General features: G+C 65.5%; 9 protein-coding genes and 1 pseudogene. 3 read left to right on the forward strand and 7 right to left on the reverse strand.

What is annotated here, in order from left to right; genetic code table 11:
- Positions 1–404 precede the first annotated feature (404 nt).
- A complete protein-coding gene (locus ACHAA4_RS01310; RefSeq protein WP_435772395.1) occupies positions 405–1,742 on the reverse strand; it encodes a site-specific integrase in 1,338 nt (445 codons plus the stop codon).
- 278 nt (positions 1,743–2,020) lie between these two features.
- Here ACHAA4_RS01310 and ACHAA4_RS01315 point away from each other — a divergent pair, with 278 nt between their 5' ends.
- The 3 genes from ACHAA4_RS01315 to ACHAA4_RS01325 all read left to right on the forward strand — a co-directional run bounded on the left by ACHAA4_RS01315 (position 2,021) and on the right by ACHAA4_RS01325 (position 7,136).
- On the forward strand, positions 2,021–5,059 hold the full coding sequence (locus tag ACHAA4_RS01315; RefSeq protein ID WP_435772396.1) for a DEAD/DEAH box helicase: 3,039 nt from the start codon (positions 2,021–2,023) through the stop codon (positions 5,057–5,059).
- Positions 5,052–6,323: a hypothetical protein gene (locus ACHAA4_RS01320; RefSeq protein ID WP_435772397.1), complete on the forward strand. Its 1,272-nt coding sequence runs from the start codon at positions 5,052–5,054 to the stop codon at positions 6,321–6,323. The genes ACHAA4_RS01315 and ACHAA4_RS01320 overlap by 8 nt, the downstream gene beginning before the upstream one ends.
- 78 nt (positions 6,324–6,401) lie before the next feature.
- The gene (locus tag ACHAA4_RS01325; protein WP_435772398.1) at positions 6,402–7,136 is read left to right on the forward strand and encodes a polyprenol monophosphomannose synthase; all 735 of its coding nucleotides are present in this window, start codon (positions 6,402–6,404) and stop codon (positions 7,134–7,136) included.
- Between the two features lie 82 nt (positions 7,137–7,218).
- Here the strand turns inward: ACHAA4_RS01325 and ACHAA4_RS01330 are convergent, their stop codons facing one another.
- The 6 genes and pseudogenes from ACHAA4_RS01330 to ACHAA4_RS01355 all read right to left on the reverse strand — a co-directional run bounded on the left by ACHAA4_RS01330 (position 7,219) and on the right by ACHAA4_RS01355 (position 12,658).
- On the reverse strand, positions 7,219–7,560 hold the full coding sequence (locus ACHAA4_RS01330; protein ID WP_435772399.1) for an RNA polymerase-binding protein RbpA: 342 nt from the start codon (positions 7,558–7,560) through the stop codon (positions 7,219–7,221).
- 79 nt (positions 7,561–7,639) lie between these two features.
- Positions 7,640–8,872, reverse strand: a complete 1,233-nt coding sequence (locus ACHAA4_RS01335) for an SPFH domain-containing protein (RefSeq protein WP_435772400.1) — start codon at positions 8,870–8,872, stop codon at positions 7,640–7,642.
- 39 nt (positions 8,873–8,911) lie between these two features.
- On the reverse strand, positions 8,912–9,427 hold the full coding sequence (locus tag ACHAA4_RS01340) for an NfeD family protein (RefSeq protein ID WP_435772401.1): 516 nt from the start codon (positions 9,425–9,427) through the stop codon (positions 8,912–8,914).
- 38 nt (positions 9,428–9,465) lie between these two features.
- The gene (locus ACHAA4_RS01345; protein WP_435772991.1) at positions 9,466–10,146 is read right to left on the reverse strand and encodes a class I SAM-dependent methyltransferase; all 681 of its coding nucleotides are present in this window, start codon (positions 10,144–10,146) and stop codon (positions 9,466–9,468) included.
- Positions 10,147–10,197: 51 nt separating this feature from the next.
- Positions 10,198–10,329 (reverse strand): annotated as a pseudogene (locus ACHAA4_RS01350) (putative RNA methyltransferase); the annotation flags it as partial.
- A 562-nt stretch (positions 10,330–10,891) separates the two neighbouring features.
- Positions 10,892–12,658: a helix-turn-helix domain-containing protein gene (locus ACHAA4_RS01355; RefSeq protein WP_435772402.1), complete on the reverse strand. Its 1,767-nt coding sequence runs from the start codon at positions 12,656–12,658 to the stop codon at positions 10,892–10,894.
- Positions 12,659–12,714 lie beyond the last annotated feature (56 nt).

Here is a 12,714-nt window from a genome sequence, read left to right on the forward strand (position 1 = left end):
AAGGGTTCGGAGGTTGCGTTGTGGCCTGACGTTTGTTCCAAGCGCCAGGATCCCTTCCCACACTGTCTCCGGAGTGAGTCGCGGATCGCAAAGGTCACTGATGCCACTTTCGGTTTCCAATCGCTCAAGAAATCTCCGGCAAAAGCGATATTGCTGAGTCAGCGTCTCGTTAGATGTCCAGGTTCCGCCGTGAATGTATAAACTGTTCAGAAGAGCCTCGGTGAGCTGTCGTGCCGACGGTGTAATCCCAAGCGACCTATGTATGCTTTCTGTGCTTCTTCCCCGGGTTTGTACGCGGATTCCCCCATCAGGACCGGCTTCTGCCAGGGTGATAAAATTGACGTGGACACCGCGGTCATCTGTAACCCGGCGTCGCTGTCTGGTGCGGTCGCTCCTGGCAGGCATCAGTTGGGTCCCAGGAATTCATCGACGCTGTAACGCAGGCACATCAAACCGACCTGCTGAATGTACAGGGCCGTGGTGGCCTCGCTGACGTGTCCAAGACCGATCGACGCCATTCTGACCGCGCTGCGAACATCGACCCGGTGGGGACGTCCGTGCATGTCTCGGTGCGGACTCGTGGCGATGCCGAGCATAAACAGGGCAGCGAGGTGAGTAGCGTAGGTATGCCGCAGGTCGTGGGTGTGTACGTGGGGGAAGAATCTGCCGGTGGTGCGGGCGTTCTCTTCGGCAATACGGGAGATATCAGCGGTGATTTCTTTGGTCCCATGGTAGGAGAGCGGGGCACCGTCCCGCACCGAGAGAAACAGCATCGCGGGTTCCCCTGCGGGGGTTAGCAACCGCCGGCGTTGATCGACGGTCATCTCGTTGAAGCGATACCTGTTGCCGTGGACGTCCTTGATTTCACGGCTACCTGGCTCCGGCGGCGCGGCCACCCGTATGGGGTTATGCGGCATCCAGGCTTGCAACAACAATCGACGGGCACCACTGAGGTAGTCATAGACAGGTTGTAGATGTCGCCGGAATGCCGGGAGCCTGACCTCCCGACGGGACTTGCTGACGGCGCCAGGGAGGTACATCTCAACCACGTCCCCTGGCCGGATGGGGTCAGGCAGTTCGTAAACTGTCAGATGAGTCAATGTGTCGGCCCGGGCTCCACAAGCAAGTCCCAGTGAGATGAATGCCGCGTCGCGGGCGCTGGTGCGGCTGTCGTCTGGGAGTCGGGCGTTCGGGCGGATCCCCCATGCGGCCGCTAGGAGTTCTTGGATCTGCGGGGGTTCGAGCGGGGTCCCGGATGCGCTGGCGGTGGGAATCCCGCGGCCCTCGCGCATAGAAGTTACTGGGCCCCGCTCAGTAGGGAGAATGTCGAGTGTGAAAGGCAGGTCGATACCGTAGGTTTCACGAAGCCACTCGTAGAACTGCTTAATGGTGGTCCGGTCGCGTTGCCACGTCATGCCTGAGACGCGCGTGGGCTCTTCGATAGTGCGGTACCTGACATATTCGACGACATGTTCGCGTCGGGCACCCCGCAGACTGGTGTTTCGCTGAAGCATGAACGCGGCGAATTGCCGCAGGCTTTCGGCGTAAGATCTGGCGGTCTGGGTGCCGGACGTGCGTGCGTGCACTTGAGCCAGCCACGCGCTGGCATCCGGTTCGACGAGACCGTCCACGGTAAGCACAGGGGCATCGACCGGGGGCACTGCCAGCGGGGAAATCTTTAGCTCCTGCTCGACGACTTGGTCATCCCACCTGCCGCCGTATTCGATCCTTGTGCGCGCCATGAATTTCTCCATCCATCAGGCACTGATGGATGGATTGTAGTCCAGCCCATGGATGAGAGACAGCCCTGACCCGAACCTGTGTTCTGATCCGTGTTGGTTTGGAGGAGACAGGGCACGGACTCCGAAAATTCATCGCTGCAGTCTAGCGAGCTGCCAGGGCCGCATCCGCCTGGCCCGCTGAGACCCACCCGTCAGGTGTGGACCGGCCCGGCAGGCCGGGCTGGCGAGCGGAGTCGCCATGTGAAATCCCCCCGGCGGCGATGTCATAGGCTGGAAGCATGAGTTCACCGGCCGAGCGCTACGCACAGTCACGTCGACGAGCAGCAGAGGCCAAGACAGAGCTCGGGGCCTTCCGCCAGGCTCAGGCCTTCGACCTCGACGAGTTCCAGGTCCAGGCCTGCCAGCACCTGGAAGCCGGGCGGGCGGTGCTGGTCGCGGCCCCCACCGGCGCGGGCAAGACCATCGTGGGGGAGTTCGCCGTCCACCTGGGTCTGGCCAACCGCACCAAGACCTTCTATACGACGCCGATCAAGGCGCTCTCGAACCAGAAGTACCAGGAGCTCGCCGAGACCCACGGCACCGAGAAGGTGGGCCTGCTCACCGGCGACACCTCGATCAACTCCGAGGCGCAGATCGTGGTCATGACCACCGAGGTGCTCCGCAACATGCTCTACCAGGACTCCGCGACGCTGCGAGATCTGGGATACGTCGTGATGGACGAGGTCCACTACCTGGCCGACAGGTTCCGCGGCGCAGTCTGGGAGGAAGTGATCATCCACCTCCCCGAACACGTCCAGGTCGTCGCCCTCTCCGCCACGGTCTCCAACGCCGAGGAGTTCGGCGCCTGGCTCGACACGGTGCGCGGGGAGACCTCCGTAGTGGTCTCCGAGCACCGTCCGGTGCCGCTCTGGCAGCACATGTTCGTCGAGAACGAGCTGCACGACCTCTTCATCTATGAGGAGGACGACGACGCACCGACGCTGGTCAATCCCGAGCTGCAGCGCCTCGCGCACCAGGGTCAGGGCCCGACCTCGCGACGCAGCGGCGGATACCGGTCCCGCGGCAACGGCCGCGGACCCGGGCGCGGTCCGGGTCGCGGCGCAGGAGGTGGCCCCGGCAAGAGCGGAGCGCGGCAGGAGATGCGCAGCAGCGCGTCCTCCAGCCGGGGAGGACCAGGTGGCCGCGGCGGCTCCGCGCCCTCGGGGACCTCAGGGATCTCCGGATCCGGCGCCGGACGCCCGCGGCTGAACCGACCCAAGATGATCCGGGCGCTGGACCGTGACGGCCTGCTGCCCTGCATCGGCTTCATCTTCTCCCGCGTCGGCTGCGAGGCCGCCGTGGAGCAGTGCCTCAACGCCGGCATCGTGCTGACCACGCGTGAGGAGGCCGCTGAGATCACGTCCCGGGTGGAGCAGATGGGCTGGGACCTTCCGGCAGAGGACCTCGCCATCCTGGGCTTCGAGAGCTTCCGCGAGGCCCTGATCAACGGGGTCGCCGCGCACCACGCCGGGATGCTTCCGCCGTTCAAGGAGCTCGTCGAGGCGCTCTACGCCGAGGGTCTGCTCAAGGTGGTCTTCGCCACCGAGACCCTGGCGCTGGGGATCAACATGCCCGCGCGCACGGTGGTGCTGGAGAAGCTGGACAAGTTCAACGGCGAGTCTCACGTGGACGTCACCCCGGGGGAGTACACCCAGCTCACCGGCCGTGCGGGACGGCGGGGCATCGACGTGGAGGGCCACGCCGTCGTCGTCTGGCAGCCGGGCATGGACCCGCGCCAGGTTGCGGGGCTGGCCTCGAAGCGGACCTATCCGCTGAACTCCAGCTTCAAGCCCTCCTACAACATGGCGGTGAACCTCACCGCGCAGTTCGGACGACGTCGAGCGCGCACCATCCTGGAATCCTCCTTCGCACAGTTCCAGGCCGACCGCTCGGTGGTCGGCACCGCTCGGGATGTGGCGAAGCGCGAATCCTCCATGGCCGGCTATGAAGAGGCGATGGCCTGCCACCTCGGGGACTTCCGCGAATACGCCGCGCTGCGTCGTCGTCTCGGAGAGGCGGAGAAGGACCAGGCCAAGGCCCGCCACCGGCAGCGGCGCCGCGAGATCATCAGGGTCCTCGCCGCGCTGCAGCCCGGCGATGTCATCGACGTGGGCGGCAAGCGCGGCTTCGGGGAATCCCTGGTGGTCCACAGCGCCCCCGAACACGATCCGCGTCCCGGGGTGATCACCGCCGACGGCAAGTTCCGCAACGTCACGGCCGATGACTTCGGCCAGCCGCCAGAGGTCATTGCCAGCATCCGGCTTCCGCGCAAGCCCCAGGTCAAGGTGCCGAAGGTCCGCCGGGACCTCGCCTCCTCGATGCGAGCCGCCATGCATGAGCGGGTCCCACCGCGTTCCAACGCACCGACCGCAGGCTTCGGCTTCCGCGAGGACGACACCGAGTCTGAGTCGCTGGAGCAGCTGCAGAGCGCCCTGCAGCGCCACCCCTGCCACGGCTGCAGCGATCGGGAGGACCACGCCCGCTGGGCCGAGCGCGCCTGGAAGCTTCAGCGTGAGATCGACCAGCTCAAGCTGAAGATCGATCGGCGCACCGGATCCATCGCTAAGACCTTCGACCGGGTCTGCGGGGTGCTCCACGAGCTCGGACACATGGAGGCCGTGGACCCGGAGCTGATGCCGCACGTGCCACCGGAGAGCCCGGAGCAGCTGATCTCTCCCGAACCGGCGCTGCAGCGCCCCGGATTCACCGCGGAGGAGTGGTTCGCCACCGAGTTCGCCGTGACCGACCGCGGTCAGCAGCTGCGCCGGATCTACGGCGAGCGAGACCTGTTCACCGGACTGCTCATGGAGCGCGGCGTCCTCTCCGGACTCACCGCCCAGGAGCTCGCCGCCTTCGTCACCGTGCTGGTCTACCAGGCCAAGCGCGAGGACGAGGGTGCGATGCCCGTGATGCCGACCAAGCGCCTGGGCCAGGCCGCGCAGATCGGGATCGAGGTTCACGCTGAACTTGAAGCCCTTGAGAAGCGCCATCACCTCGAGCCCACCGCCGCCCCGGAGCTGGGTCTGGTCCTGCCGATGTACGCCTGGGCCGGGGGCAAGAGTCTGCGCAGCGCGCTGGATGACTCCCCGCTGGCCGCCGGGGACTTCGTGCGCTGGACCAAGCAGTGCATCGACACCCTGGACCAGCTGAGCAAGATCCCACACACCCCGGCCAAGCTCTCGGCACGCTGTCATGAGGCAGTGCAGCTGATCGGCAGGGGAGTGGTGGCATACTCCTCGGTGGCCTATCAGAACCTGGAGGAACCAACTGATGACTAGCACCAGTGCCGCTCACCCGCCGCGACTGCTGACCAACGGCACGATCCACTCTCCGTCCGAGCCCTACGCGGACGCGATGCTGGTCGAGGACGGACTGATCGCCTGGGTGGGATCCGACGAGACCGCCGCCGAGCGCAAAGACGCTGATCTGGTCATCCAGGACCTCGACCGCGCCCTGGTGGCCCCGGCCTTCGTGGGCTGGGTGAACCTGGCGGCCTCCGGTGAGACTGGCGCCCCAGAGGCAGGCTCCACCGGGGCAGCCCCCGGGGACAGCTCCTGGGCTGCTCGGGTCGGCGCAGCCCTCGACGCGGCGGCGGCCCAAGGCTGCGGCGCCGTCCGGCTCAGCGTCGAACTGCCCGTGGCCGCGCTGACCGAGGCCGACGCGGTGCAGGAAGCGCTGAATGCCGCGTTCCGCTCCGCCGCCGACCATCGGGTGCGCGCCTATCCGGTCCTCACGCTCACCGGGCTCACCGACATGGGCGTGGCAGATCGACTCGACGCCGTGCGCGTCGCCGCGGAGCAGCTCCGGACCGTGGATGCGATCTTGGGTCGCCCCGCAGCCCTGCAGCTGCTCGCCCACGAGGTGCTCGAGCAGCTGCTGAGCATCAGGCTCGCCGCCGCCCAGGCCCAGCGTCAGCTGATCCTGCAGACGGATCAGAGCATCACCCCGGCGGCCGACACGGTCGCCGCGCTGGTGAGCTCCACCAGCGAGATGCGCGCCAAGCGGCAGAGCCCGCCCGGTGGGCTGCCCACGGTGCTCCACGGGTTCGACTCTGCGGCACGCGAGGACTGGGAGTCGCTGCTGAACACCGGTGTGCAGGTGGTGCTGCGCGGTCGGGGCCACCTGGCCACTGCGCTCAGCGTCGGGGTGCCGGTGAGCGCCGTCGCCGAGGACGGCCAGAGCCCCTGGGTCGCGGTGACCGCCCACGTCCACCACGAGAGCGATCCGGTCTCGGTGCGGGCAGGCTTCAACGCGCAGACCCGTGGCGCCTACCGCTCGCTGCCCGAGACCAGCGGCACCCCGGCCACCTCCGCGCAGCTGGATCCGGGCGCACGGGCCACGTACACGGTCTGGGAGGTCGACTCGCTGGCGGTCCAGACCCCGGATTCCCGCACCGCGGCGTGGAGCACCGATGTGCGCGCGCGGACGCCGCTGCTGCCCTATCTCGACGGTGAGACGCTGCCGACGCTGCTCTGGACCGTGATCGACGGCGTCGAGGTCTCCCGGCCCGCCTCCCACGCCGGTACCCAAGCTCAGGCATGATCACCGGCGCGTGACCGTAGACTGTCTCGAACCATCTGCCACCTAGCTCCACAACCCCAGAAGGACGCGAAGCAACTCGTGAAGATCCTGACGATCATCCCGACCTACGACGAGATCGACGCCCTGCCGGGCACCGTCGCCCGTCTGCGTGCGGCAGTTCCGACCTCGGATGTGCTCATCGTCGATGACAACAGCCCCGACGGGACCGGAGACTTCGCCGAGGAGCTCAGCTCCCAAGATCCACAGATCCACGTGCTGCACCGCACCGCGAAGAACGGTCTGGGCGGCGCCTATATCGCAGGGTTCGGCTGGGGACTCGAGCGCGGCTACGACGTGCTCGTCGAGCTCGACGCAGATGGGTCGCATCAGCCTGAGCAGCTGCCGAAGCTGCTCGCGAAGATCGATGAAGCCGATCTGGTCATCGGATCACGCTGGGTGCCGGGAGGTTCGGTGGTCAACTGGCCGCTGCACCGGATCGCGATCTCGCGAGCGGGAAGCCTCTACTCCCGGACCATGCTGGGCCTGAAGGTCCGCGACATCACCGCGGGGTTCCGGGTGTTCCGACGCTCGGTGCTCGAGGAGATCGACCTCAGCAGCATCGAATCCGTCGGCTACGGGTTCCAGGTCGACATGACCTTCCGGGTGGCCGGGATGGGCAAGACCATCGCCGAAGTGCCGATCACCTTTGTGGAGCGCACCCAGGGCGAATCGAAGATGAGCTCCAACATCGTTCTCGAAGCGATGATCAATGTGACCCGCTGGGGACTCAGCGCCCGCGCGCGCACGCTGGGGCAGAAGCTGCGCCAGCGCTGAGATTCGGCACAGACCATACAGCGACGGCGTCCGTCCCGATTCCTCGGGAGGGACGCCGTCGCTGTATGGTCAGCCCAGAGTGTCAGGCGGCTTCGCCGCGACGCTCCTTGAGCAGCTTGAGACGATCCTGCAGGATCACTTCGAGGTCATCTGTGGAACGTCGTTCCAGCAGCATGTCCCAGTGGCTCCTGACCGGCTTCACCGGCTCGGCCTCAGGCCTGTCGACGTCGACGCGCAGGCCCTCCTTGCCGGTGGGCGAGACCCAGGTGGCCGGGACGTCGGCCTCCGCGGAGAACATCACCCGCATCCGCTCGCCATCCTCGGTGAGATACTCGATCTCCTGGCGCGGCGCCGGCTCGACGCCCTGTTCGGTTTCCATGGACTGCGCGCCGAGGCGCATTCCGCGCAGACTGCGATCGCTCATCGTTGATCCTCCTGTGTGATGGGCAGAGTCATTCCCTGGCTACAACTCTAGAGCACCAAGGAGTTATTCCCATCTCTTATCAGCGCTGCGGATCCTCCATCGGCTCAGGCTGCTGCTGGAAGACCGGCTGTTCGGTGAGCTCCGCCCCTTCCTGCGCGGGGGTCTCCGGGCGTGACTCAGCGACCTCTGCGTTGCCGACCTGCGCCTTGCGGGCCTCCTGCTCGATCTCCTGGCGGCTCGTGTAGTGCGGGTTCTCATCGGTGACCGAGGTGCTGCGGGCCGATTCGGCCATATCCGCAATCGCGGAGGAGATGGCCGGCTTGCCCTTGTTCTGTTCGGACTCCTGCGCCTTCTCCAGCCGGCGCTGCTTCAGCCGCTCGGTGCGCGCTGCACGCTCGGCCTCGCGATCTTCGAGACTGATGCCGGACTGCTGCGCAGATTCGGGTCCGCCGAAGGCTCCGGCGAGGTTCTTCAGCGCGTCGCCGAACTCGCCGGGGATCATCCACATGGTGTTGGACTCGGACTTGGCGATCTCCGGGAGGATCTGCAGGTACTGGTAGGACAGAAGCTCGGGGCCCGGCTCGGAATCGTGGACCGCGTTGAAGACGGTCTCGATGGCTTGGGCCTCGGCGTTGGCGCCGAGGATCCGTGCCTGTGCGTCACCTTCGGCGGCGAGGATGGAGGCCTGGCGCTCACCTTCAGCGGTCAGGATCGCGGCCTGCTTGGTGCCTTCGGCGGTGAGGATCGCCGCGCGGCGTTCGCGCTCGGCACGCATCTGCTTCTCCATGGAGTCCTGGATGGAGTGGGGCGGCTCGATCGCCTTGAGCTCCACGCGGGCGACACGGATGCCCCAGCGTCCTGTGACCTTGTCCAGCTCGCCACGAAGCTGGCCGTTGATGCGGTCACGTGAGGTCAGCGCCTCTTCGAGGTTCAGTCCACCGACCACGTTGCGCAAGGTGGTGGTGGTGAGCTGCTCCACCGCGATGATGTAGTTCTGGATCTCGTAGGTGGCGGCCTTGGGATCGGTGATCTGGAAGTACACCACCGTATCGATGGAGACCACCAGGTTGTCCTCGGTGATCACCGGCTGCGGCGGGAAGGAGACGACCTGCTCGCGCATGTCCAGCATCGGCAGCAGCCGATCGATGAAGGGGACCAGCAGGGTGAGTCCAGGGCCCTGGGTGCGCTGGTACTTGCCGAGGCGTTCGATCAGTCCCGCCCGGGCCTGCGGCACGATGCGCACGCTGCGCGCGATGATGATCACCACCAGGGCGACGAGGACCAGGAGGACTACGAGTGCAGTGACTTCCATGACGTTCCGTTCTGTATCAGTGGCGCGCCTGAAGGTCGCTCAGGCGCCTTCCGGTCGGGGAGTGTTGGGCCCAAAGGTGTCGGGTCCAGCTTCATCCCAATTGATCTGTCGCGTCGGGCGCAGGTAGACGATGGCACCCTCCACCGATTCGACGACGGCGTCCATGCCGGGCTCGATCCGGACGTCCCCGGTGGTGCGTGCGGTCCATGTATCGCCGTCGACCTCGGCCAGGCCGGCGTCTCCGGTGATGGCTTCCAGCGCGTGGGCTTCCATCCCGGTCATCCGGTCGATGTTCGTCAGCTGGTTCGCCGGACCCTTCTTGAGGTGTTTGAGAGCGATCGGCCTGACCGCTCCGAGCATCAGCAGTGCGGTGGCGCAGCCGACCAGCACCTGGAGCCAGGGCTCACCGCCGGCAAGCGCCACGGTGGTGGCTGCGCCGGCTCCGACCGCGAGCATCAGAAAGAGCAGATCGAGGGTGATGGCTTCGAGCACCAGGAGTCCGAGTGCCAGTGCCAGCCACGGCGCCCAGAGGTTATCGCCTAGCCATTCGATCATCTCAGCTCCTCATCAGCCCATATCCGCGTGACTTCAGACTATCCGCGCCACAGGCTCACGTCGAGGTCGACGGTGACTTGTGACACGCCGCTGGCCACAAGACCGTCGCGCAGTGCGGCATGCTCGTGGTGATGCCCGGCGGGACCCATGAATACCAGATCAGCGGCCAGCTCTGAGTCGACCGACGCCGTGGCTGTGACCTGGGTGTTGAGTTCTGCGGAGCCGAATGCAGGGGTCATCTGGTCCCGGAGCTGCTGCAGCTTCTGACCCTGGACCGTGAGCAGACCTGCTGCGCGCAGCTCTCTCAGATGCGCGTCACCTGGGGTCACAACCACGGCCAGTCCACCGGCTCGGAGCACGCGGGCGTATTCGCTCACATTGCGGGGCGCGAAGACGTCGAGCAGCAGATCGACCGAATCGGAGGCCAGGGGGAGGGGCTGCCAGAGATCCCAGGCAAGGGCGAGTGTTCGAGGATGGCGGGCGGCCCGCTTCAGCCCGGCGATCGACAGATCCAGCGCGATGCCCCGTGTATGTGGCGTCGTGTCGAGCAGCTCGTGCAGGTAGTGGCCGGTGGCGGCGCCGCAGTCGAGGAGCAGAGCGGGATCGGCGGCGTCGCCCAGTCGATCCGCGGGCACCTTCAGGGCCAGGATCCGTGCCAGCTCAGTGCTGAGATCGGCGAAGACTCCGGCGTCCTGGACGCGTTCACGCGCCATGATCATCTGCGCAGAATCAGGGGTGAACCGGGTCCCGCGCCCCGAGAGCAAGTTGACATAACCTTGTCGTGCCGCGTCGAAATGGTGACCAACAGGACAGCCGAGCGCTTGGATCGCCACCGAGGAGGCGGGGGTCGGACTGAGCGGTGCGGTGCACGAGGGGCAGGTCAGGGGCCAGGGTGAGGTCACGGTCTCAAGGCTAGCTGGATGAGAGCCTGTTCGAGTGGGACAGAGTTCCCGACCTGACGGAAGAGCGCCGGCGACACCTGGCCTCAGGCTCAGGCGGCGCAACGGGCGCCTTGTCCGCAACGATGAGGCTCGTCCTTGGGCCGTTACATTTCGCAGACGTGGGCACCGGCTGCAGCCGCGTGATGCAACGGAATGAGGGTCCGTACAGCGCCCGCTTGTCTACCGCCGATAATCTACATTATGTCAGGTTGCAGTTGCTCGACCCATACCCACGGCGCCGCACCACCACCGTGAGCCGCTGGTCTGGCCGGGCCCCTCGTCTGCTGTGGAGTCCGCCCCGCACAGCAGAGCTCCCCGTTGCAGCGAGGGGCACCTACGGATGCTCGGACCTCGCATTCAAGGTCCAGTCACCGATACCTCTCAAGGGGCCATTCCAACGCATTGACCCGCTGACGCGCGACCAGTGGCGCTCGGAGAGACGGTGGATCCGCTCCCCTGGCACGATCTTCGACCCGTGGTGCTGCACAGCAAGGCTTAATCAGGCAAACTCCGCGACCCATACTCAGCGACTACCTCCGGACGGAGAGTGCCACCACGCCCGCAGAGCTAGGTGCACATCCAATGCTCGAGGGGCGCGGTCCCATCCTGAGCCCATCAGCTTCTCGATGGTGCGAAGACGTTGATTGACCGTATTTCGATGGACGAAGAGGGACTCTGCCGTGCGATCGATGCGCCTGTCGCAGTCAAAGAATCTCAGCGCAGTCTCCGACAGTGACGTCCCCCTGGTCTCGTCATAATTGATCAGTGCTCGCACTCCCGCAGCGAGATCGACTGTGTCAGACTCCTGCGCAAGGTGGATCACGGTCCCAACCAAGCCGACCTCGCCTGAATCGATGACTCCTGTCTCACCGGCGTATTCGAGCACGGACAACGCTGCCTGCGCCTGCCTGAAGGAGCTTGGCAGGTCCGTGATATCAGGCATAGGACCCGAGACCGCTGCCAGCAGCCCCACGCCTCGGCTCTCCTCGAAGGACGCGAAGCGCTGTATCCAATTTCGATCGGTGAAGATCACACACAGATCATCCTGCGCGGGCGCGAGGAATCGCGTACCGCTCAGCTGTCTGAGGGTGCGCTGGAAGTCCCGCTCGAAGACCTGTGGGTGACGTATCAGTGCAATCGATACAACCTCCCTCGAGGTGAGGCCCCACGGGCGAAGCCTCCGATCTAGTCGAGCCGCAGGAATCGGGTCTCCGGAGAGCAGCTCTTCAAACACATCGAGCTGCATGCGATGCTGTGCATCCTCCTCGGCCTGGACGAACAACAGCGCAAGAGCGCAGTGGACGGCCGAGCGCTCGAGCAGCAGCTGCTGGCTGGAAGTCAGCTCGGCTGTGGTGAATAGGAAACCCAGCAGGCTTCGACCGCTGCGTACCGCGGCGACTGTCCCTATGACGCTTTCGCCGGGGCCCCGTAAGTGCTGGGCGCGTCCGGTACCCGCGGCGGAGTCCAATGCCTGCCGTGCGTCTCTGCCGGGTGTCGAGATTGGTTGCTGCAGGTCGATACCCCGAGTCGACTCTGCTGCCCGAGGCGAGCCCATGGAGACCGCTCGCCCCATCTCGTCGAGCAGAATGATGGAACATCCCAAAGCTGCAGCCGTCACACGCAGTACGCCTTCTTCGTCGTTCCCCTTCAGAAGCTGGTGCATGAGTTCATCATCGAATTCGGCGGTCCGCCGCAGTGAGAGGATTTCCTGAAGGCTCTCCTTGTTTCGTCGAGTAAGAGATTCCGCGTCTTCCAGCGCTTGGGCGTATTTCTGCGCATTGTCCAAAGCGATGGCGGCGTGCGAACCCAAAGAGCTGACCATGTCCACCTCATCAGGGCTGAACACCCGTGGAGTGCGTTCTGCGGCGAGCAGGGCGCCGATCACTCGTCCACGGACCAGCACTGGTACACCCATGATGGTTCGCACGCCCTCTGCCGCCACGATCTCGTCGATGCGAGCGATGTGTGGGACCGAATCGTCCTTCAGGTAGTCAGTGGTCTGGTAGGGCGCGACGCCGGAGGCCACCAGGCCCAGGATGCCGGTGCCTATCGGCATGCGGATGGTTCGGTACTCACTTGTCAGCACGCCATCCGATTGCCGGATATAGGTCTCTCCCGTGGCGTAGTCGTTGAGACTGATGTACGCCATGTCTGATCCCATGAGTTGTCGGGCATGCCGCACGATCGACATGAGAACTGCTTCCACGTCCTGGAGGCTGGACAGCTCTGCCGTGATGTCGAGAAGGGCCAGAAGGAATGCTTCCCGATTACCGGCTTGAATGTCAGTCATGCACATAGATTATGTCTGATTATGGTGACCACGCACACACGTTGTGGTGGATTCCC

Source organism: Nesterenkonia maliinae (genome assembly GCF_051262655.1).
Classification (GTDB): Bacteria; Actinomycetota; Actinomycetes; order Actinomycetales; family Micrococcaceae; genus Nesterenkonia.